The sequence below is a fragment of the Escherichia marmotae genome, assembly GCF_002900365.1.
Lineage (GTDB): Bacteria > Pseudomonadota > Gammaproteobacteria > Enterobacterales > Enterobacteriaceae > Escherichia > Escherichia marmotae.
In genome coordinates, this window is sequence record NZ_CP025979.1 from 3,433,402 (window position 1) to 3,455,208 (window position 21,807).

Here is a 21,807-nt window from a genome sequence, read left to right on the forward strand (position 1 = left end):
CCGCATTCAGCGGTATTTACCCGCGTTGACGCAAAATCGTGTTTTCATAAGCCCGCACGCTTTCCAGCCACTCGCTACCCACTGGCGTATCATGACGCTGGCAATACATTTCCCACACCGCCTGCCACGGCAACGATTTCTGTTCTTCCAGCAACGCCAGTCGCGCGGTGTAATCGCCTGCCGCTTCCAGCTTGCGCAGTTCGGCTGTCGGTTCTAACAACGCACGCAGCAGAGCTTTTTTCATATTGCGTGTACCAATGACCCACGCGGCAATGCGGTTGATGGAGGCATCAAAGAAGTCGAGGCCGATATGTACCCGGTCAAACAGGTCATGACGAACGATCTCGCTGGCGATCGCCTGGGTTTCATCATCCAGCAGCACGACGTGATCGCTGTCCCAGCGTACCGGGCGGCTGACGTGCAGCAGCAACTGCGGCACATACAACATGGCGGCGGAAATCTTGTCGGAAATGACTTCAGTCGGGTGGAAGTGTCCGGCATCCAGGCACAGCGCAGTCTGGCGGCTGGTGGCATAACCCATATAAAACTCATTAGAGCCAACCGTATAGCTCTCCGCGCCAATGCCAAACAATTTACTCTCTACGGCGTCGATATGGTGCGCCGGATCCAGCTTTTCGCTGATCACTTCATCCAGTGCTGCCAGCAAACGCTGGCGCGGGGCAAGGCGGTCAATGGTGATATCTTTCATGCCATCCGGGATCCAGATGTTCATCACTGATGGCGTGCCGAGTTGTTCGCCAAAATAGGCCGAAACGCGGCGGCTGGCCTTACAATGATCAATCCAGAACTGGCGAATGCGGTCGTCGGCATGTGAGAGCGTAAAGCCATCGGCGCTTAGCGGATGCGAGAAACAGGAAGGGTTAAAATCCAGACCGATTTGATTAGCTTTCGCCCATTCAACCCAGTTTTTGAAGTGTTCAGGTTTGATTTGGTCGCGCGAGACTGGCGTGTCTGACTCCAGATAGATCGCATGTAAATTAAGCCGTTTCGGCCCCGGAATCAGCCGCATAGCCTGTTCCAAATCGGCACGCAGCTCTTCGGCATTGCGCGCTTTTCCCGGGTAGTTGCCGGTGGCCTGAATCCCTCCAGTCAGCGAACCTTCCGGGTTTTCAAAACCAGAAACATCATCGCCCTGCCAGCAGTGCATTGAAACGGGTAAGCGATCAAGTTGGCGCAGTGCCTCCTCGACATCAATCCCTACCGCCGCGAAACGCTGTTTCGCCAGTTCCCAGGCCTGTTCCAGTTGAGTGGTCATGCGCAAAGCTCCTTAGTCTGTCGTGTAGAGCGAAACTGCGCCACATAGTGGGCAATTTCACTGTCAGGATTAGGGGTAAAGGTGGTCAGATTCGCAGTGGCGCTTACCACCTGACGGAAATCATCCACATTGTTGAGTTCATCCAGCGCCATTAACTGGATGCCGATATTGCCGAGCGTTGAAGCTTCTACAGGCCCGGCGATCACCCGAGTACCGCAGGCATCGGCGCACAACTGGTTGAGTAGTGCGTTCTGGCTGCCGCCGCCGACAATATGCAGTTGCGAGAAATCTTCACCGCGTAGCTGTGCCAGTTCATGCAGCACATCGGCATACAGCACTGCCAGACTGTCGAAAATACAGCGCGCCAGTTCAGCATCACTTTCTGGGATCGGTTGCGCCGTTTCCCGACACGCAGCCTGAATTTCGCTGCACATCGCGTCAGGATTAATAAAGCGATCGTCATTGGGATTGATGATGAAGCGGCAGGCCGGAAGCGCCTGTGTCGTAGCGATAAGTGCCGGGAGATCGTTGATTTGCCGCTCCTGAAGCATCCGCTGAAGCAGCCATAAGCCCATAATATTTTTCAGCACTCGATAGCGGCCTTCCGCACCGCCTTCATTGGTGATGTTGGCTGCCAGCGCCGCATCATTGGTGAATGGCGTCTGGCTTTCGAAGCCCATCAATGACCAGGTTCCGGAGGAGAGGTAAGCGGCGCGTGATCCGTTTAACGGCGAAGCGATAACCGCGCTGGCGGTGTCATGGCTGGCAACGGCGACCACAGGAATTTCATTACCCTGCGGACAAATCCAGTGACCAATGACATTGCCCGGATGCGTCGGGCGGCCAAACCAGGCTTTGTTGGCACCGCTCCACGCCAGCAGGGAGTCATCCCAGTCATCGCTATTGATATTGACCAGTTGCGTGGTGGTGGCGTTTGTGTACTCCCAGTTCATCTTGCCGGTCAGGCGATAACTAAAGTAATCCGGCATTAGCAGAGCGTGAGCAATGTGTGGAATAAGTTCAGGTTGTTGCTCTGTCAGCGCACGTAGCTGATAGATCGTATTGAAGGGCAAAAACTGAATGCCGCTACGCTGATAAATATCGCGCTTTCCATATTGCTGTTGTGCCAGCGCCATCAGACCACTGGTGCGGCTATCTCGATAAGCAACAGGTAGACCCACGCGCTGACCGTGTTGGTCGAGTAGTACATAGTCCACGCCCCATGTATCAATACCGATGCTATCGATACGAATCCCTTCCTCACAAACCTTGTTTAGCCCAAGGCGAATGGCGCTCTCCAGGCTATCCACATCCCAGGTGACATAGCCGTTCCGGTTATGCAGTCCATTGTTAAATCGATGGATTTCACGCAGCGTCAGGCTGCGACATTCACGGGAGTAACGCGCCAGCATCACGCGCCCACTGGATGCGCCGAGATCGACGGCGACACAATTGCGAAAGGTCATAATGTGATCCTGCTGAATTTCATTACGACCAGTCTAAAAAGCGCCCGAGTTCGCTACCTTCTTGTTACTGACAGGAAAATACACCACTGGCAACCAGGGAAAGATGAACGTGATAGCGTTCACAATTTTCTGAATTGTGGTGGTGTGATGTTTGCCGCATTTCCTGAAAATTCACGCTGTATCTTGAAAAATCGACATTTTTTACGAGTTTTGCCGTCAAAAATTTAAGGTAAGAACCAAACCGCTTGATTACTATTCCGCCATGTTGATGACATCAGGAGGCCAGTATGACCGTATTACAAAGTGTGGATTTTTTTCCGTCTGGTCACGCGTCCGTGGCGATAGAACCCCGGCTTCCGCAAGCTGATTTCCCTGAGCATCACCATGATTTTCATGAGATTGTGATTGTTGAACATGGCACGGGTATCCACGTTTTCAATGGGCAGCCTTATACCATCTCCGGTGGCACAATCTGCTTCGTGCGCGATCATGATCGGCATTTATACGAACATACGGACAATCTGTGTTTGACCAATGTGCTGTATCGCTCACCGGATCGATTTCAGTTTCTCGCCGGGCTGCATCAGCTTCTTCCGCAAGAGCTGGACGGGCAATATCCGTCTCACTGGCGCGTGAGCCAAAGCGTATTGCAGCAGGTGCGGCAACTGGTTTCGCAACTGGAACAGCATGAAAGGGCGAGTGATTTACCCTCGAAAGCCAGTCGCGAGATTTTGTTTATGCAATTACTGCTCTTGCTGCGTAAAAACAGTTTGCAGGAGAGTATGGAAAGTCGTGAATCACGTCTGAACTTGCTCCTGGCCTGGCTGGAGGAGCATTTTGCCGACGAGGTGAATTGGGAAACGGTGGCGGATAAGTTTTCTCTGTCACTACGCACTTTGCATCGTCAGCTAAAACAGCAAACCGGTTTGACTCCCCAGCGTTACCTTAACCGTTTACGGTTGGTGAAGGCGCGTCATCTGTTACGTCATAGCGAGGCCAGCGTGACCGAAATCGCATATCGCTGCGGGTTCAGCGACAGTAACCACTTTTCGACGCTGTTTCGCCGTGAGTTTAACTGGTCACCGCGTGATATTCGCCAGGGGCGGGATGGTTTTCTGCAATAACGCGAATCTTCTCAACGTATTTCCACGCCAGATTATGAATAATCAAATGCGTTTTCTGGCTGAGGTGGCACGGTGGTTCATCAGTTAATCCTTCGCAAAAAAGATTTTTTTGCCAGCGAACAGCAGGCGGTCGCTGTTGCTGATCGTTATCCGCAGGATGTCTTTGCCGAACATACACATGATTTTTGTGAACTGGTGATCGTCTGGCGCGGTAATGGTCTGCATGTGCTCAACGATCGCCCTTATCGCATTACCCGTGGCGATCTCTTTTATATTCACGCTGATGATAAACACTCCTACGCTTCTGTTAACGATCTGGTGTTGCAGAACATTATTTATTGCCCGGAGCGACTGACGCTTAGTCTTGACTGGCAGGGGGCTATTCCGGGATTTAACGCCAGCGCAGGACAATCACACTGGCGTTTAGGTAGCGTAGGCATGGCACAGGCGCGGCAGGTTATCGGTCAGCTTGAGCACGAAAGCAGTCAGCATGCACCGTTCGCCAACGAGATGGCGGAGTTACTGTTTGGGCAGTTGGTGATGCTTTTGAAGCGTCATCGTTACACCAGTGATTCGTTGCCGCCAACATCCAGCGAAACGTTGCTGGATAAGCTGATTACCCGGCTGGTGGCCAGCCTGAAAAGTCCCTTTGCGCTGGATAAATTTTGTGATGAGGCATCGTGCAGTGAACGCGTCCTGCGTCAGCAATTTCGCCAGCAGACCGGCATGACCATCAATCAATATCTGCGGCAGGTCAGAGTGTGCCATGCGCAATATCTTCTCCAGCATAGCCGCCTGTTAATCAGTGATATCTCGACAGAATGTGGCTTTGAAGACAGCAACTACTTTTCGGTGGTGTTTACCCGGGAAACCGGGATGACGCCCAGCCAGTGGCGTCATCTCTGTTCCCAGAAAGATTAATTCGCCATGCCCATACCAACGATGTTGGCGGCGACAATAATCACCACACAGCCGAGGCTCAACACCGTTACCGGACGGCGACCCGCATTGTTCCACTCTTTCAGAACCAGACCGACGATACCGCCGCACAGAACGTAGAAACTCATATGCAGCATCCAACTGATGTAGTCATATTGCGCCGGAATGCGGGCGTGACCCCAGGCATAGAAAAAGAATTGCAGATACCACATCAAACCGCCCAGCGCCGAGAGCAATATGTTGTGAATGATCAGCGGTTTTGCCAGCGAGAAGTCGGCTTTTAGCGACAAATCTTTCACTTTTGCCAGACGAATAAAACAGAAACCGAGGTTAATAATCGCGCCGCCGCCCATGATGACAACATAGCTTGGCAGAGCGACATACAATGGATCAACACCCAACGCGGCAGCCGCTTCATGCATTGGTTTTGCGGCGTTCATCGCAAAGGACATCCCTGCAGAGAAAATGCCGCACATCACCGCCAGTACCAGCCCTTTTTTCAGGTTGAACTCTTCGGCTTTAATGCCCATTTTGCGCTCTTTCAATTGCCCGGCGCGGGTCACAATTCCCACGCCAATCAGCGCTACCAGCACGCCGAGCAACGTCATTCGCCCACCGTCGGTATTAATTAACACATCGAAATTGCCGTTGATAATTGGCGTCATCAGTGTACCGACGATCAACGTAATGCCAATGGCGATACCTATCCCCATCGACATGCCGAGATAACGCATGGTCAGGCCGTAGTTGATATTACCAATCCCCCACATTGCGCCAAACAAAAATACCGGCAGCAAGGTAGAGAGGCTGAACGAGCTATAATATGCCCAGAAATCAGGTAGTAGCATGGCGCTGATAGCCCACGGCAGAATAATCCACGAGACAATTCCACCGACTGACCACATGGTTTCCCATGACCATTTTTTTACTTTTTTGAACGGAGCGTAAAAACAGGCTGCACTGGCCGCGCCGATCAAATGCCAAAAAATCCCCATCGTAATCGCGTTACTCATTTTCTTATCCTCATCATTTTTCGTCGCGTCACATCTCCGACGAGATGAGTGTAAAAATCGTGCTGTCGATTAACCTTTCGCCTGTTGCCGCCGTTGCCGATTTACTGGCAATCACGGCATTAAGTGGGTGATTTGGCTCACATCTCTGGCATTTTCCTGCAAAACCATATCCTTACGAAAAGTACGGCATTGATAATCATTTTCAATATCATTTAATTAACTATAATGAACCAACTGCTTACGCGGCATTAACAATCGGCCGCCCGACAATACTGGAGATGAATATGAGCTACACCCTGCCATCCCTGCCGTATGCTTACGATGCCCTGGAACCGCACTTCGATAAGCAGACCATGGAAATCCACCACACCAAACACCATCAGGCCTACGTCAACAACGCTAACGCGGCGCTGGAAAGCCTGCCAGAATTTGCCAACCTGCCGGTTGAAGAGCTGATCACTAAGCTGGATCAACTGCCAGCAGACAAGAAAACCGTTTTGCGCAACAACGCAGGCGGCCATGCTAACCACAGCCTGTTCTGGAAAGGCCTGAAAAAAGGCACCACCCTGCAGGGCGATCTGAAAGCGGCTATCGAACGTGATTTCGGTTCCGTTGATAACTTCAAAGCAGAATTTGAGAAAGCGGCAGCTTCCCGCTTTGGTTCCGGCTGGGCATGGCTGGTGCTGAAAGGCGATAAACTGGCGGTGGTTTCTACTGCTAACCAGGACTCCCCGCTGATGGGCGAAGCTATCTCTGGCGCTTCCGGCTTCCCTGTTCTGGGTCTGGATGTGTGGGAACACGCTTACTACCTGAAATTCCAGAACCGCCGTCCGGACTACATTAAAGAGTTCTGGAACGTGGTGAACTGGGACGAAGCAGCGGCACGTTTCGCCGCGAAAAAATAATCGCATATTGCCTGCTGCAATGAGGCGTTAACGCCATTTGCCAGCATAAAAAACAAACCATCGCAGATAGCGGTGGTTTTTTTGTGATCAATTTCAAAATAAAAACAATGATCCTATAAAAATAAAACAACGTTTCAATTGGTGTGGTTTTGATCACTTTTATTGCTCTGTTGAATGTCTATCTTCGTTTCCATCAACACTGATGCACCGTGAAGGACGTATGCATCAGCCTATAAAAATATGCCGATAGGTGATGAAAATGCAGATAAAACGCACGATAGAGAAAATCCCAGGGGGGATGATGCTCATCCCGTTGTTCCTTGGCGCACTGTGTCACACCTTCTCGCCAGGGGCGGGAAAATACTTTGGCTCATTCACTAACGGGATGATTACCGGCACGGTGCCGATTCTGGCGGTGTGGTTTTTCTGCATGGGGGCGTCGATCAAATTAAGCGCGACGGGAACGGTGTTGCGTAAATCCGGCACGTTGGTGGTAACCAAAATTGCTGTTGCATGGGTGGTTGCGGCAATTGCCTCGCGCATTATTCCCGAACATGGCGTTGAAGTCGGATTCTTTGCCGGACTTTCAACGCTGGCGCTGGTGGCGGCAATGGATATGACCAACGGCGGGCTTTACGCTTCGATCATGCAACAGTATGGCACCAAAGAAGAGGCCGGAGCGTTTGTGTTGATGTCGCTGGAGTCCGGGCCGCTCATGACGATGATTATTCTGGGAACCGCCGGAATTGCCTCGTTCGAACCGCATGTTTTTGTCGGTGCGGTATTACCTTTCCTCGTAGGCTTTGCGTTAGGGAACCTTGACCCTGAGTTGCGAGAATTTTTCAGCAAAGCAGTCCAGACGCTGATCCCGTTCTTTGCCTTTGCATTGGGCAATACCATTGATTTAACCGTGATTGCTCAGACTGGTTTGCTGGGGATCTTGCTGGGTGTGGCGGTGATTGTCGTGACCGGTATTCCATTGATTATTGCTGATAAGTTGATTGGTGGTGGCGATGGTACTGCCGGAATTGCGGCTTCCAGTTCTGCCGGTGCTGCGGTGGCTACGCCGGTACTGATTGCAGAAATGATCCCGGCCTTTAAACCTATGGCTCCAGCAGCAACCTCACTGGTGGCAACGTCGGTGATTGTGACTTCGATTCTGGTGCCGATTTTGACTTCTGTCTGGTCGCGTAAAGTTAAAGCCAGAGTGGCGAAGATCGAAATATTAGGTGCGGTGAAATAATCCCCCATTCATTTAAATCAAGGGGCCGGATGGTTTGTCGTCATCCGGCTTCTTGCGTTATCTGACAAAGACCTCGTCAATTGTTCGACATTCACTTTCGCTTAACTCGCCACCCGCATTGCGTGATACTCCAGTGCAATAACCAAACTTACGCGATACCACCGTCTTGATAGTAGTGACAAAATCCTCACCAATGGCGTAGATGGACATATAAGTGCCAATCTGTTGCTGAATCTCTTGTAAAGCCGCCAGGTCGCCGCGTTTGAAGGTTTCACGGGCTTCGACAAACAGTTCCGGCATAACGTTGTTCAGGCCGGATATTATCCCCGCGCCACCGGCTAGCAGATTAGGAATGTAATACTCGTCATAGCCCGAAAGTACAGCAAAATCAGAACGAACAGACTGTGTTGCCTGAATCATGCTGCGGGTGTGTGACTGGCAATCGACAGTGTCTTTAATCCCGGCAAAGTGAGGAAATTCACTCGCCAGCGTGGCGACCAGGTCTGGGGTTAAATCACAACCGGTCCGCGCCGGGAAGTTATATGCGAACCATTTTCCCCGTAACTCGCGACCCAGATGGCGGAAATAGCTTAATAATTGCTTCGCCGTCTGGCCGTAGTAGTAAGGCGGCAGGATCATCACTGCATCATAGCCTGTGCGATACGCTTCTTGTGCCATCACCAGTACATCGTGAGTGCAGGTGGAAGAAACGTTAGCGACCATTTTTAATGTGCTCATGGTACGCGCCTCGCGGATAAGCATGAGTCTCTCTTCGAGGGTGAAAGAGGCAAATTCACCAATGCTGCCCATCAGCAATATCACATCAATGTTGGCTCCCCTTAATCGCTGCAGATGTCGCTTCAGCCCGTTAAGATCCACATTACCGTCTTTATCCATTGGCGTAATGGAAGGACACCAGACGCCAGAAAACTGTGTTTGCTCGGTCACGTTGAACACTCCTTATAATGAAATGGCGTTTCAAATTCATCTCATTGATAACATTTCTAAGGCGTCATCATTTGAACCGTGCTCTCATTTTGCGCGCCTGACGTAAAATAAATATGGTCTAATGGGGAAATTTCTCGGTGGAGAGGGAACAGATGCGATATCCAGTTGATGTATACGCAGGCAAGGTTCGGGAATATCCGGAAAGCCGTCCAAGTGCGATTGCGAAAATCCAGGTCGATGGCGAGTTGATGTTGACAGAGCTGGGGCTGGAAGGTGACGAGCAGGCAGAGAAGAAAATTCATGGTGGACCAGACAGGGCGCTGTGTCACTATCCTCGTGAACATTATCTTTATTGGGCGCGGGAATTTCCGGAACAGGCGGATTTGTTTGTTGCGCCTGCGTTTGGTGAAAACCTCTCAACCGACGGTCTGACGGAAAGCAATGTTTATATTGGCGATATTTTCCGCTGGGGCGAGGCTTTGATTCAGGTTACCCAACCGCGGTCACCGTGCTTTAAACTCAATTATCATTTTGACATCAGCGATATGGCGCAGTTGATGCAAAATGCCGGAAAAACTGGCTGGTTATATAGCGTGATTGCGCCGGGGTTGATATCTGCAGATGCGCCGCTGGAGTTGGTTTCCCGCGTCAGTGATGTCACCGTGCAGGAGGCAATAGCCATTGCGTGGCATATGCCGTTTGATGATGAGCAGTATCACCGTTTACTCTCCGCTGCCGGGCTGTCGAAAAGCTGGACGCGGACGATGCAGAAGCGCCGACTTAGCGGCAAGATTGAAGATTTTTCGCGGCGTTTGTGGGGAAAATAAAAAGCGGAGAGTAGGCCTGATAAGACGCAACCAGCGTCGCATCAGGCATCCGCTCAAATGCCGGATGCGGCGTAAACGCCTTATCCGGCTTATAAAAGCTGCCCTGCGCGGTGTTTAGCTCCGCTTATACAGCGGCAGCCAAATTACCAGCCGTAAACCGCCCAGCGGACTGTCTTCAGCTTTCACCCAACCACGGTGCTGCTGGATGGCGGTTTCGACAATCGCCAGCCCCAGACCCGTACCGCCAGATTCACGATCGCGCGCTTCATCGGTGCGATAAAACGGACGGAAAATCTGTTCGCGATCTTCCGGGCTAACGCCAGGACCATCGTCATCCACCGTAATGGTGATACCGTCTTTATCTACCGCGAAGCCCACTTCAATCTTCGTATGGGAATAACGCAGGGCATTACGGACAATGTTTTCCAGCGCACTTTCTAGGGCATTTGGGTTGCCGTACAGCGGCCACGGCCCTGGCGGGAAGTTAACGGTAAACGACTTGCCCATCTGCTCCGCTTCGAACGCTGCGTTATCCAGCACTTCGCTCCACAACTGGTTGGCTTTGATGGTCTCGCTTACCAGCGCGTTTTTCTGCTGATTACGTGACATCACCAACAGGTCGTTGATCATGCTGTCCAGACGTTGTGCTTCGGTTTCAATGCGCTCCAGTTCCTTACTTTCGCCACTACGACGGCGTAGTAACGCCGTACCCAGTTGCAGACGCGTCAGCGGCGTGCGCAGCTCGTGAGAGATATCAGAAAGCAGGCGCTGCTGGGAGGTCATCATGCGTTCCAGCGCAGTCACCATCTGGTTAAAACTGGCACCTGCGGCAAGAAATTCTTGTGGCCCCGCTTCCAGTTCCGGGTGCTGACGTAAGTTCCCCTGAGCGACTTCATCGGCAGCGTTTTTCAGCTTGCGCGCCGGTTTTGCCAGACTCCAGGCCAACCACAACAGCAACGGCGTACTGACCAACATGGTGACAATTAACAGTAATAGCGGGCGGTCAAACAGTAAGTTGATGAAATCGGATTGAGAACTGCTGGCCGGGCGAATCAGATAGAGCTGGTAATTATCTTCACCGTCGCGCACAGAGAACGGCCCGACCAGTTCCACGCGACCATACTTTTTCTTCTGCGGGTGATCGGCGTTATCCGCCTGACCAATAAAGTTGCGAATGATCTGCATTTCGCTGCGTTCAGCACCGATCACGCGGCCTTCGGTGGTTACCAGTAATAAACGCTGACCAAGTGGTGCCCATTTATCAATGGCACGGAACAGGCGACGCCACCACATTAAATCGTTGGGGGGATCGTTCGCCAGTTCCGCTTCGACATGCTGCTCAATCATCAGCCCCTGACGCTGTTCGCTATCCAGAAGCTCGGTCATCTGGCGTGAATCGAGCTTGGGTAACATCAAAACCAGCATCAACACCAGCGCCAGCGTCAGCCAGAAGATGGCGAAGATGCGCGCGGTTAAACTGCCTATCATGAAGCAGAAACCATCAGATAGCCGCGACCACGCAACGTTTTAAACCACGGATGCCCGTCTTTGCGATCCGGCAGCTTACGGCGCAGGTTGGAGATGTGCATATCGATAGCACGGTCGAAAGGCGTCAGGCGTTTGCCCAGCACTTCCTGGCTTAAATGCTCGCGAGAAACTACCTGGCCCAGATGCTGCGCCAGCAAATAGAGCAGGGTAAATTCAGTACCGGTTAACTCCAGCGTTTGTCCGTCGAAGCTGGCTTCCTGACGACCTGGATTCAGCACTAACGCATCTACTTCCAGCGTCGGTGAACCGTTGTCGCTATTTTGCTGTTGCTCGCTCCAGTGCGAACGGCGCAGGATCGCGCGAATACGTGCAACCAGCTCACGATCATTAAACGGTTTCGGGAGATAGTCATCCGCGCCCAGCTCAAGGCCAAGAACGCGATCAAGTTCACTGCCGCGCGCTGTTAACATAATGACAGGCGTCTGGTGTGTCTGGCGAAGTGCCTTCAATGTATCGATACCATTTTTCTTCGGCATCATCACATCAAGCAAAAGTAAATCAATGCTGTCGTCCAGAAGATCAAGCGCCTGTTCTCCATCATGGGCAACAATCACGTCGAAACCTTCCATCTCGAGCAGTTCCTTTAACAGGGACGTTAGCTCTCGGTCATCATCAACTAACAAGATTTTATTCATTCTTTAATTACCTCCGAGGCAGAAATTACGTCATCAGACGTCGCTAATCCATGACTTTACGTTGTTTTACACCCCCTGACGCATGTTTGCAGCCTGAATCGTAAACTCTCTATCGTTGAATCGCGACAGAAAGATTTTGGGAGCAAATGATGCGCATAGTTACCGTTGCCGTCATGGCCTCAACGCTGGCAGTCAGTTCACTAAGCCACGCTGCTGAAGTCGGTTCAGGCGATAACTGGCATCCGGGCGAAGAACTTGCGCAGCGCAGTACGCAGAGCCATATGTTCGACGGCATAAGTTTAACCGAACATCAGCGTCAGCAGATGCGAGATCTTATGCAACAGGCCCGGCACGAACAGCCTCCTGTTAATGTTAGCGAAGTGGAGACAATGCATCGCCTTGTCACCGCAGAAAATTTTGATGAAAACGCTGTGCGCGCTCAGGCAGAAAAAATGGCGAAAGAGCAGATCGCTCGCCAGGTTGAGATGGCTAAAGTCCGCAACCAAATGTATCACCTGTTAACGCCGGAGCAGCAAGCGGTTTTAAACGAGAAACATCAACAGCGAATGGAGCAGTTGCGCGACGTGACGCAATGGCAAAAAAGTTCATCGTTGAAGCTATTGAGTAGTAGCAACTCACGTTCCCAGTAGTAAACCCTGTTTTCCTTGCCATAGACACCATCCCTGTCTTCCCCCACATGATGTGGGGGTTTTTTTATCCTCAATTTGCCTGTTGCTTAATGCATTGCAGATGATTTGCTTCCGTTATACTACCGTCAGTTGATAGCGGGAGTATTTATGAATCAATCTTATGGACGGCTGGTCAGTCGGGCGGCGATTGCTGCGACGGCGATGGCTTCGCTGCTATTGCTGATTAAAATTTTTGCATGGTGGTATACCGGTTCGGTGAGTATTCTCGCCGCGCTTGTCGACTCGTTGGTGGATATTGGTGCGTCACTGACCAATTTATTGGTGGTGCGTTATTCGTTGCAACCGGCGGATGACGAACATACTTTTGGTCATGGTAAAGCGGAATCTCTGGCTGCGTTGGCGCAAAGTATGTTTATCTCTGGTTCGGCGTTGTTTTTGTTTTTAACCGGGATCCAACATCTGATTTCACCGACGCCAATGAATGATCCTGGTGTCGGTATTATCGTCACAATTGTCGCGTTAGTTTGCACCATCGTTCTTGTCTCGTTTCAGCGTTGGGTGGTTCGCCGTACACAAAGTCAGGCGGTGCGTGCAGATATGCTCCATTATCAGTCTGATGTTATGATGAACGGCGCGATTTTGCTGGCACTTGCATTATCCTGGTACGGCTGGCATAGCGCAGATGCCCTGTTTGCTTTGGGTATTGGCATCTATATTTTATATAGTGCGTTACGCATGGGGTATGAGGCGGTACAGTCATTGCTGGATCGCGCGTTACCCGATGAGGAGCGGCAGGAAATTATTGATATCGTGACTTCCTGGCCGGGAGTAAGCGGCGCTCACGATCTTCGCACGCGGCAGTCAGGGCCGACTCGCTTTATTCAGATTCATTTGGAAATGGAAGACTCTCTGCCTCTGGTTCAGGCGCATATGGTGGCTGATCAGGTAGAGCAGGCTATTTTACGGCGTTTTCCAGGCTCGGATGTCATTATTCATCAGGACCCTTGTTCCGTCGTGCCCAGGGAAGGTAAACGGTTTGAGCTATCATAATGCTTGCGAAAAGAGAGCCAGACCCGCATTTTGTGTATAAATTACCGCCATTTGGCCTGACCTGAATCAATTCAGCAGGCAGTGGTTGTTATACTATCTGCATATTCGTTTGGTGTTCGATATGCAGAATCGACTTCCGGCAACAGATTTCATTTTGCATTCCAAAGTTCAGAGGTAGTCATGATTAAGAAAATCGGTGTGTTGACAAGTGGCGGTGATGCGCCTGGCATGAACGCAGCAATCCGTGGTGTCGTACGTGCGGCGCTGTCGGAAGGTCTGGAAGTCATGGGGATTTATGACGGCTATCTGGGCCTGTATGAAGACCGTATGGTTCAGCTTGACCGTTACAGTGTGTCTGACATGATCAACCGTGGTGGTACATTCCTCGGTTCTGCGCGCTTCCCTGAATTCCGCGACGAAAACATCCGCGCGGTGGCTATCGAAAACCTGAAAAAACGTGGCATCGATGCGCTGGTTGTTATCGGCGGTGACGGTTCCTACATGGGTGCAATGCGTCTGACCGAAATGGGTTTCCCATGCATTGGTCTGCCAGGCACCATCGACAACGATATCAAAGGTACTGACTACACCATCGGTTTCTTCACTGCACTGAGCACTGTTGTAGAAGCGATCGACCGTCTGCGTGATACATCTTCTTCTCACCAGCGTATTTCAGTGGTGGAAGTAATGGGTCGTTACTGTGGCGACCTGACTCTGGCTGCAGCAATCGCCGGTGGTTGTGAATTTGTTGTTGTACCGGAAGTCGAATTCAGCCGTGAAGATCTGGTAAACGAAATCAAAGCGGGTATTGCGAAAGGTAAGAAACACGCGATTGTGGCGATCACTGAACACATGTGCGATGTCGATGAACTGGCGCATTTCATCGAGAAAGAAACCGGTCGTGAAACTCGTGCAACCGTGCTGGGCCACATCCAGCGTGGTGGTTCTCCGGTGCCTTATGACCGTATTCTGGCTTCCCGTATGGGCGCATATGCGATTGATCTGCTGCTGGCAGGCTACGGTGGTCGTTGCGTAGGTATTCAGAACGAACAACTGGTTCACCATGACATCATCGACGCTATCGAAAACATGAAGCGTCCGTTCAAAGGTGATTGGCTGGACTGCGCGAAAAAACTGTATTAATGATATCGGGAAAAGGCAGCTTTCTTTTGCCTGAAACCGATGACAAAAGCAAAAATGCCTGATGCGCTTCGTTTATCAGGCCTATATGAATTCTGCAATTTATTGAATTTGCAAATTTTTGTAGGCCGGATAAGGCGGTTACGCCGCATCCGGCATGAACAAGCGTACATTGTCAGCAATTTGAGGCGGATTCATTCCGCCTTTTTTACTCCCCCATATATACCCTCAGGTTATATCCAATCTTTTTTTATTCTTTAATGTTTGATTCACGTTCTGGCACGCTTTGCTTATCACAACACAACATAAGAGAACCGGGCGATGAACAAGTGGGGCGTAGGGTTTACATTTTTGCTGGCGGCGACCAGCGTTATGGCAAAGGATATTCAGCTTCTTAACGTTTCGTATGATCCTACGCGCGAGTTGTACGAACAATACAACAAAGCGTTCAGTGCCCACTGGAAGCAGCAAACGGGCGATAACGTAGTGATTCGTCAGTCGCACGGCGGCTCAGGTAAACAGGCAACGTCGGTGATTAACGGCATAGATGCTGATGTAGTGACGCTGGCGCTGGCTTACGACGTGGATGCGATTGCTGAACGTGGTCGAATTGATAAAAACTGGATCAAACGTCTGCCGGATAACTCCGCGCCGTACACCTCCACCATTGTCTTCCTGGTGCGCAAGGGTAATCCGAAGCAAATCCATGACTGGAACGACCTGGTTAAACCCGGTATTTCAGTGATCACGCCTAACCCGAAAAGCTCTGGTGGCGCACGCTGGAACTACCTGGCAGCGTGGGGATACGCGCTGCATCACAATAATAACGATCAAGCGAAAGCACAGGATTTCGTGCGGTCGTTGTATAAAAACGTTGAAGTTCTGGATTCCGGCGCGCGTGGCTCTACTAATACTTTCGTCGAACGTGGTATTGGTGATGTGCTGATAGCCTGGGAAAACGAAGCACTGCTGGCAACGAATGAATTGGGGAAAGATAAATTCGAAATCGTCACGCCGAGCGAGTCTATTCTCGCGGAACCGACGGTGTCGGTTGTCGATAAAGTGGCGGAGAAAAAAGGCACCAAAGAGATCGCAGAAGCCTACCTGAAATATCTCTATACCCCAGAAGGTCAGGAGATTGCAGCCAAAAACTATTACCGTCCGCGCGATCCGGAGATAGCGAAAAAATATGAAAACGCTTTTCCGAAGCTGAAATTGTTTACCATCGATGAAGAGTTTGGCGGCTGGACGAAGGCGCAAAAAGAGCATTTTTCTAACGGTGGTACGTTCGACCAAATCAGCAAACGTTAATTTTGTTGAAGGTAACCAGGCCCGGAGGCATCTTGCGACCGGGTTTTTTATTTGTCACGATTTTGCGTTACCCTTGCATCTCTTTGAGGTACAGGGAAAAAACGATGAAAAAAACGGTTATTTTCATTTTGGTGATGATAGTTATCGCCGTTGCTGCGGGTTTCGGCTACTGGAAATTTACCGGTGATTCGGAGGTATTACGTAAGATTGTCCTTGAGCAATGTTTGCCCAATCAGCAGCAAAACCAAAACCCTTCGCCATGTGTGGAGGTAAAACCTAATGCCGGGTATGTGGTTTTAAAAGACATTAACGGCCCACTGCAATATCTGTTGATGCCAACGTATCGTATTAACGGTACTGAAAGCCCTTTGTTGACCGATCCTTCAACGCCTAACTTCTTTTGGTTGGCCTGGCAGGCGCGTGATTTTATGAGCCAAAAATACGGTCAGCAGGTTCCCGATCGTGCGGTATCTCTGGCGATTAACTCCCGCACCGGGCGCACGCAAAATCATTTTCATATTCATATTTCTTGTATTCGTCCAGATGTACGCGAACAACTGGATAACAATCTGGCGAACATCAGTAGTCGTTGGTTGCCGCTGCCGGGCGGATTACAGGGGCATGAATACCTGGCGCGTCGGGTAACTGAAAGCGAATTAGTACAACGTAGTCCGTTTATGATGTTAGCGGAAGAAGTGCCTGGGGCACGGGAACATATGGGAAGTTACGGGCTGGCGATGGTACGACAGAGTGATAACTCGTTTGTATTGCTGGCGACGCAACGAAATCTCCTGACGCTGAATCGTGCTTCAGCCGAGGAAATTCAGGATCATCAGTGTGAGATTTTGCGTTAAGGCGAGTTAAGTGCCGGATGTGATATCCGGCACCTGTCAGACTTAAGCCTGTTTAGCGGCTTCTGCAGCTTTAACGATCACTGCGAAGGCGTCGGCTTTCAGAGAAGCACCGCCAACCAGTGCGCCGTCGATGTCCGGCTGAGCGAACAGTTCGGCGGCGTTAGAGGCGTTTACAGAACCGCCGTACTGGATGATCACTTGTTCAGCGATGTTAGCGTCAACTTTAGCGATGTGATCACGGATGAATTTGTGAACAGCCTGAGCCTGCGCTGGAGTTGCAGATTTGCCAGTACCGATTGCCCATACGGGTTCGTAAGCGATTACTGCACCTTCGAATGCAGCAGCACCCTGAGTTTTCAGCACCGCGTCGATCTGACGTGCGCACACTTCTTCAGTTTTGCCCGCTTCGTTTTCAGCTTCGGTTTCACCGATGCACAGAACCGGAGTCAGACCCTGCTCTTTCAGCACAGCGAATTTTTTCGCGATCAGTTCGTCAGACTCTTTGTGGTAAGTACGACGTTCAGAGTGACCGATGATGATGTACTGTGCGCCGATGTCTTTCAGCATAGCGGCAGAGGTTTCACCGGTGAATGCGCCGGACAGGTTCAGATCCACGTTCTGCGCGCCCAGCATGATGTGGCTGCCTTCAGCTTCACGCTTCGCCATATCGATGTACATTTCCGGTGGTGCGATTGCAACCGCACAGCCAGCAACACCTGCCAGCTCTTTACGCAGGTTAGAAACCAGCTCGTGAACCATGTGGCGGCTGCCGTTCAGTTTCCAGTTACCCATCACTAAAGGATGTCGCATTTTAATTCTCCACGCTTATAAGCGAATAAAGGAAGATGGCCGCCCCGCAGGGCAGCAGGTCTGTGAAACAGTATAGAGATTCATCGGCACAAAGGCTTTGCTTTTTGTCATTTATTCAACCCTTCAAGCGATTCAGATAGCGCCAGCTTAATCGGTTCAACAGCGAAGGTTAGCCCTTTTTCGCCGTTGTCCGCGACAACATAGCGCAATGCGCCTTCTGTCTCGGTGTAATAACGTTTGTTTTTCCCCGCAGTAAGGAGTGATTGCAGCTTTTTTTGGCTCTGTGTTTTGGTCATCAGCGGGGTAAGCGTGCGGATCATTGCCGCCATGTATTCCTGGGCTTTTGCTTTAGCGGCTTTTTGCTCTGGTCCCTGGATTGGTAGCCAGGTAATTTGAATACTTTTGATTTTTAAAGTGCCGCGCTCCAGCGCCGTAGAGGCATACAAGTTCTCGTTAATTTTACTGGCGGCGCGAGTCAGGTTGGCTTTGTCGGGGCTGCTGTCGATGGCGCGAAATTCGTTCAGTGGCAGATTGGGATTCTGGCTGTTAAAGTCTTCTCGAAACTGGCTGATGGAGAGATCGAAAGTGGGGGCACCAGCCAGCAGGTAGGGCGCTGTCGTTGCCGTGCTAGGCGATTGTGCGTGCACCGTTGCACTAACGGATAACACAACAGATAAGAGAAAAAACAGTGAACACCCTGACTTCATCGGCAGTACCTTTTGTTATGACTGGGTTCGATTAAAACGATATCTGTCGCCCTTGTCAAAAGGGTAGAATCCTGGAAAAGACAACCATCAAGGAACTTACATGACCATACAGCAATGGTTATTCTCGTTTAAAGGGCGTATTGGACGCCGTGATTTCTGGATTTGGATTGGCCTCTGGATCGTTGGGATGCTGGTGCTTTTCTCACTGGCAGGTAAAAAATTACTCGATATCCAGACCGCCGCGTTTTGCCTTGTGTGCCTGTTATGGCCGACAGCGGCAGTGACGGTGAAACGGCTGCACGATCGCGGCCGTTCTGGCGCATGGGCATTTTTGATGATTGTAGCGTGGATGCTTCTGGCGGGTAACTGGGCGATTTTACCGGGCGTCTGGCAATGGGCGGTAGGGCGTTTTATTCCGACGTTGATTCTGGTGATGATGCTTATTGATCTTGGCGCATTTGTCGGCACGCAAAGCGCAAATAAATACGGAAAAGACACCCAGGACGTAAAGTATAAGTCCGAGAATAAATCAAGCCATTAGTCCTTAATATATCTCTTATTGCTATTTTTATCCGGGATCGTTATTTCCACGTTGCAAATGACGATGCCCGGAAAATCTTCTTCATTTCCTCATCTTAAGCAATATCAAAAAAAATGGTAATCCATAAGATCATTACTTGTTTGTTCTTCTCTTAACGGCGCATTATTCTTAAGTGGCAATCGACAGAGAGGCGAATATACAGAGGTGCCCTATGAAAGATGTCGTAGATAAATGCAGTACTAAAGGATGTGCGATTGATATCGGTACGGTTATTGATAACGATAACTGTACCAGCAAACTTTCGCGCTTTTTTGCCACCCGCGAAGAAGCAGAGTCCTTTATGACTAAACTGAAAGAGCTTGCTGCTGCCGCATCCTCTGCGGATGAAGGGGCCAGCGTGGCTTATAAGATTAAAGATCTGGAGGGGCAGGTTGAGCTTGATGCGGCCTTCACCTTCTCATGCCAGGCCGAGATGATTATTTTTGAGTTATCACTGCGTTCACTTGGTTAATGGAGTTAAACATGTCTTATAAACACATTGGCGTGGCAATTTCCGGGAATGAAGAAGATGCCTTACTGGTGAACAAAGCCCTGGATCTCGCCAGACATAACGATGCCCACCTGACGTTAATTCATATCGATGATGGCTTAAGCGAGTTGTATCCGGGTATCTACTTTCCGGCAACAGAAGATATTCTTCAACTGTTGAAAGATAAGTCGGATAACAAACTGTATAAACTGACGAAAAATATTCAGTGGCCGAAGACGAAACTGCGCATTGAGCGCGGAGAAATGCCAGAAACACTGCTGGAAATTATGCAAAAAGAGCAGTGCGACCTCCTTGTCTGTGGTCATCACCACTCGTTTATCAACCGTTTGATGCCAGCATATCGCGGAATGATCAATAAGTTGAATGCGGATCTACTCATCGTGCCGTTTATCGATAAGTAACCGCTTACCAGTAATGCTCCGCTGTCATGTGGCCCGGTCGACGACGTAAATGTTTCGTCATCTGCCGGGTCTCTTTCAGCAGTTGCTGCGTATCACGCACCATCTGCGGATTGCCACACAGCATCACATGGCTGGTCTCTTTGTTCATTGGCAGGCCAACCGCATTTTCCAGTTCACCACTTTCAATCAACGCCGGTATCCGGCCGGTAAGTGAACCCGCTACCGTTTCCCGGCTGACCACCGTCTGAATGCGCAGTTTTCCCTCGTAGCGTTTTTCCAGTTCCTGCATAAGAGGCAAATAGCTTAAGTCGGCGGCATAACGTGCGGCGTGAACCAGTACCAGATTTTTGAAGCGATCTAAATCTTTGCCCAATTGTAGAATCGATAAATAGGGGCCAATCGCCGTACCGGTCGCCAGCATCCAAAGTGTTTCGCAATCCGGCACTTCATCCAGCACAAAGAACCCTGCCGCCTCGCTAACGACCTGCACTTCGTCACCCGGTTTTAGCGCCGCCAGTCGCGGGCTTAATTTGCCATCGGGGACGGTGACCAGATAAAACTCCAGATCGGGATTGTCGGGCGAGTTCACATAGGAGTAGGCACGCTGAACGCGTTCGCCATCAATTTCAAGGCCAAGTTTGGTGAATTGCCCGGCGGTAAACGGAAGCACGGGAGCGTGAACGGTGAGACTAAACAGGGCGTCGGTCCAGTTCTGCACTTTAGTGACTTTGCCTGTTACCCAATCAGCCATGTTTTTCTCCTGTTTTGATTGACTTGCCTTATCTTCGTTCTCCGAACAAAAAAATTCCAGTCCCGAAGGACTGGAAGGCTCAATCGATCAAATCGATCAGAGAATATGCACCTGCATTTCCGGGTCTTTACGATCCAGATAATGAATCGACTGAATGCGACGAATGGTACGTGACTTACCACGGATCAGCAGCGTTTCAGTGGTGGCAATATTGCCTTTGCGGCTAATCCCTTCCAGCAGATCGCCTTTGGTGATGCCGGTGGCAGAGAAGATGACGTTATCGCTACGCGCCATATCGCCCAGACGCAGCACTTTACCGGCTTCAATACCCATTGCTTTGCAGCGTGCCAGTTCCTGTTCGCCAATGCGGCGATTTTCCAGGTTATCACCTTTGACATCATGGCGTGCCAGCAGACGGCCGTTCATATCACCATCTAATGCACGGATCACCGCCGCAGAAACCACACCTTCTGGCGCACCGCCAATGCCGTACAGCACATCAACTTCGCTATCCGGCATACAGGTAAGAATGGAGGCGGCGACGTCGCCATCCGGAATAGCAAACACGCGTACGCCGAGTTGTTGCATTTCTGCGATAACCGCGTCGTGGCGTGGTTTCGCCAGAATCGTTACCGTCAGTTCGCTTAACGGTTTGCCGAGTGCCGTTGCAACATTGCGCAGGTTATCCGCCAGCGGCAGATTCAGGTCGATGACGCCTTTGGCACCAGGTCCGACGATCAACTTCTCCATATACATATCCGGTGCATTGAGGAAGCAGCCTTTATCGCCTACAGCCAGCACCGCCAGCGCGTTAGCCTGGCCCATCGCTGTCATTCGCGTACCTTCAATCGGATCAACAGCAATATCCACCGCATCGCCGCGACCAGTACCGACTTTTTCACCAATGTAGAGCATCGGCGCTTCGTCGATTTCACCTTCACCAATGACGATGGTGCCGTCAATGTTGACCTGGTTGAGCATGATACGCATGGCATTTACTGCCGCACCGTCAGCGGTATTTTTATCGCCGCGTCCTAACCATTTGTAGCCAGCCAGCGCCGCAGATTCAGTGACGCGGGAAAATTCGATGGCAAGTTCTCGTCTCATAGCAAACTCTA

General features: G+C 50.7%; 23 protein-coding genes. 13 read left to right on the plus strand and 10 right to left on the minus strand.

What is annotated here, in order from left to right; all coding sequences use genetic code 11:
- Positions 1 to 16: 16 nt before the first annotated feature.
- Positions 17 to 1,276 (minus strand): L-rhamnose isomerase, encoded by a 1,260-nt coding sequence (rhaA, locus tag C1192_RS17715; RefSeq protein ID WP_038355009.1) that lies wholly within the window; start codon positions 1,274 to 1,276, stop codon positions 17 to 19.
- The gene (rhaB, locus tag C1192_RS17720) at positions 1,273 to 2,742 is read right to left on the minus strand and encodes a rhamnulokinase (RefSeq protein ID WP_038355008.1); all 1,470 of its coding nucleotides are present in this window, start codon (positions 2,740 to 2,742) and stop codon (positions 1,273 to 1,275) included. Before rhaB ends, rhaA begins: the two co-directional genes overlap by 4 nt.
- A gap of 287 nt (positions 2,743 to 3,029) precedes the next feature.
- Here rhaB and rhaS point away from each other — a divergent pair, with 287 nt between their 5' ends.
- Positions 3,030 to 3,866 carry an HTH-type transcriptional activator RhaS gene (gene rhaS / locus C1192_RS17725; RefSeq protein ID WP_016262736.1) on the plus strand — a complete coding sequence of 279 codons (837 nt, stop codon included), beginning with the start codon at positions 3,030 to 3,032 and terminating at the stop codon, positions 3,864 to 3,866.
- A gap of 72 nt (positions 3,867 to 3,938) precedes the next feature.
- Positions 3,939 to 4,787 carry an HTH-type transcriptional activator RhaR gene (gene rhaR / locus C1192_RS17730; RefSeq protein ID WP_038355007.1) on the plus strand — a complete coding sequence of 283 codons (849 nt, stop codon included), beginning with the start codon at positions 3,939 to 3,941 and terminating at the stop codon, positions 4,785 to 4,787.
- Here rhaR and rhaT read toward each other — a convergent pair.
- The gene (gene rhaT, locus C1192_RS17735; protein WP_001517487.1) at positions 4,784 to 5,818 is read right to left on the minus strand and encodes an L-rhamnose/proton symporter RhaT; all 1,035 of its coding nucleotides are present in this window, start codon (positions 5,816 to 5,818) and stop codon (positions 4,784 to 4,786) included. The genes rhaR and rhaT overlap by 4 nt on opposite strands.
- A gap of 284 nt (positions 5,819 to 6,102) precedes the next feature.
- Between rhaT and sodA the strand changes: the two genes are divergently transcribed.
- Together sodA and kdgT are read left to right on the plus strand one after the other, a co-directional pair.
- Positions 6,103 to 6,723 (plus strand): superoxide dismutase [Mn], encoded by a 621-nt coding sequence (gene sodA, locus C1192_RS17740; protein WP_010350891.1) that lies wholly within the window; start codon positions 6,103 to 6,105, stop codon positions 6,721 to 6,723.
- Between the two features lie 259 nt (positions 6,724 to 6,982).
- Entirely contained in the window at positions 6,983 to 7,966 is a 984-nt protein-coding gene (gene kdgT / locus C1192_RS17750; protein WP_010376485.1) for a 2-keto-3-deoxygluconate transporter, read from the plus strand.
- A gap of 57 nt (positions 7,967 to 8,023) precedes the next feature.
- Here kdgT and C1192_RS17755 read toward each other — a convergent pair whose 3' ends face one another.
- Positions 8,024 to 8,914, minus strand: coding sequence for a dihydrodipicolinate synthase family protein (locus C1192_RS17755; protein ID WP_038355006.1), 891 nt, complete (start codon positions 8,912 to 8,914; stop codon positions 8,024 to 8,026).
- Positions 8,915 to 9,066: 152 nt separating this feature from the next.
- Between C1192_RS17755 and yiiM the strand changes: the two genes are divergently transcribed.
- Positions 9,067 to 9,741: a 6-hydroxyaminopurine reductase gene (gene yiiM / locus C1192_RS17760; protein WP_001270231.1), complete on the plus strand. Its 675-nt coding sequence runs from the start codon at positions 9,067 to 9,069 to the stop codon at positions 9,739 to 9,741.
- A gap of 114 nt (positions 9,742 to 9,855) precedes the next feature.
- Here the strand turns inward: yiiM and cpxA are convergent, their stop codons facing one another.
- Together cpxA and cpxR are read right to left on the minus strand one after the other, a co-directional pair.
- Positions 9,856 to 11,229, minus strand: coding sequence for an envelope stress sensor histidine kinase CpxA (gene cpxA / locus C1192_RS17765; protein WP_038355005.1), 1,374 nt, complete (start codon positions 11,227 to 11,229; stop codon positions 9,856 to 9,858).
- Positions 11,226 to 11,924, minus strand: a complete 699-nt coding sequence (gene cpxR, locus C1192_RS17770; protein WP_001033718.1) for an envelope stress response regulator transcription factor CpxR — start codon at positions 11,922 to 11,924, stop codon at positions 11,226 to 11,228. The genes cpxA and cpxR overlap by 4 nt, the downstream gene beginning before the upstream one ends.
- Positions 11,925 to 12,073: 149 nt before the next feature.
- Here cpxR and cpxP point away from each other — a divergent pair, with 149 nt between their 5' ends.
- The 5 genes from cpxP (at position 12,074) to cdh (ending at position 16,929) form a co-directional block, all read left to right on the plus strand.
- Positions 12,074 to 12,574 (plus strand): cell-envelope stress modulator CpxP, encoded by a 501-nt coding sequence (cpxP, locus tag C1192_RS17775; protein WP_001517491.1) that lies wholly within the window; start codon positions 12,074 to 12,076, stop codon positions 12,572 to 12,574.
- A gap of 147 nt (positions 12,575 to 12,721) precedes the next feature.
- Entirely contained in the window at positions 12,722 to 13,624 is a 903-nt protein-coding gene (fieF, locus tag C1192_RS17780; RefSeq protein ID WP_001076732.1) for a CDF family cation-efflux transporter FieF, read from the plus strand.
- 180 nt (positions 13,625 to 13,804) lie between these two features.
- A complete protein-coding gene (gene pfkA, locus C1192_RS17785; RefSeq protein ID WP_001517511.1) occupies positions 13,805 to 14,767 on the plus strand; it encodes a 6-phosphofructokinase in 963 nt (320 codons plus the stop codon).
- Positions 14,768 to 15,085: 318 nt separating this feature from the next.
- On the plus strand, positions 15,086 to 16,075 hold the full coding sequence (gene sbp, locus C1192_RS17790) for a sulfate/thiosulfate ABC transporter substrate-binding protein Sbp (RefSeq protein ID WP_016249376.1): 990 nt from the start codon (positions 15,086 to 15,088) through the stop codon (positions 16,073 to 16,075).
- A 104-nt stretch (positions 16,076 to 16,179) separates the two neighbouring features.
- Positions 16,180 to 16,929, plus strand: coding sequence for a CDP-diacylglycerol diphosphatase (cdh, locus tag C1192_RS17795; protein WP_038355004.1), 750 nt, complete (start codon positions 16,180 to 16,182; stop codon positions 16,927 to 16,929).
- 42 nt (positions 16,930 to 16,971) lie between these two features.
- Here cdh and tpiA read toward each other — a convergent pair whose 3' ends face one another.
- On the minus strand, positions 16,972 to 17,739 hold the full coding sequence (tpiA, locus tag C1192_RS17800; RefSeq protein WP_001216325.1) for a triose-phosphate isomerase: 768 nt from the start codon (positions 17,737 to 17,739) through the stop codon (positions 16,972 to 16,974).
- A 107-nt stretch (positions 17,740 to 17,846) separates the two neighbouring features.
- Positions 17,847 to 18,446: a YiiQ family protein gene (locus C1192_RS17805; RefSeq protein WP_038355003.1), complete on the minus strand. Its 600-nt coding sequence runs from the start codon at positions 18,444 to 18,446 to the stop codon at positions 17,847 to 17,849.
- A 100-nt stretch (positions 18,447 to 18,546) separates the two neighbouring features.
- Here C1192_RS17805 and C1192_RS17810 point away from each other — a divergent pair, with 100 nt between their 5' ends.
- The 3 genes from C1192_RS17810 (at position 18,547) to uspD (ending at position 19,938) form a co-directional block, all read left to right on the plus strand.
- Positions 18,547 to 18,987 (plus strand): DUF805 domain-containing protein, encoded by a 441-nt coding sequence (locus tag C1192_RS17810; protein ID WP_000155271.1) that lies wholly within the window; start codon positions 18,547 to 18,549, stop codon positions 18,985 to 18,987.
- A 211-nt stretch (positions 18,988 to 19,198) separates the two neighbouring features.
- Positions 19,199 to 19,498, plus strand: a complete 300-nt coding sequence (locus tag C1192_RS17815) for a DUF406 domain-containing protein (RefSeq protein ID WP_000655993.1) — start codon at positions 19,199 to 19,201, stop codon at positions 19,496 to 19,498.
- Between the two features lie 11 nt (positions 19,499 to 19,509).
- Positions 19,510 to 19,938 carry a universal stress protein UspD gene (uspD, locus tag C1192_RS17820; RefSeq protein ID WP_038355002.1) on the plus strand — a complete coding sequence of 143 codons (429 nt, stop codon included), beginning with the start codon at positions 19,510 to 19,512 and terminating at the stop codon, positions 19,936 to 19,938.
- Between the two features lie 4 nt (positions 19,939 to 19,942).
- Here the strand turns inward: uspD and fpr are convergent, their stop codons facing one another.
- Positions 19,943 to 20,689, minus strand: coding sequence for a ferredoxin--NADP(+) reductase (gene fpr / locus C1192_RS17825; protein ID WP_000796325.1), 747 nt, complete (start codon positions 20,687 to 20,689; stop codon positions 19,943 to 19,945).
- Between the two features lie 96 nt (positions 20,690 to 20,785).
- Complete coding sequence (gene glpX / locus C1192_RS17830; protein WP_001250656.1) at positions 20,786 to 21,796, minus strand: class II fructose-bisphosphatase; 1,011 nt, start codon at positions 21,794 to 21,796, stop codon at positions 20,786 to 20,788.
- Between the last annotated feature and the right edge of the window lie 11 nt (positions 21,797 to 21,807).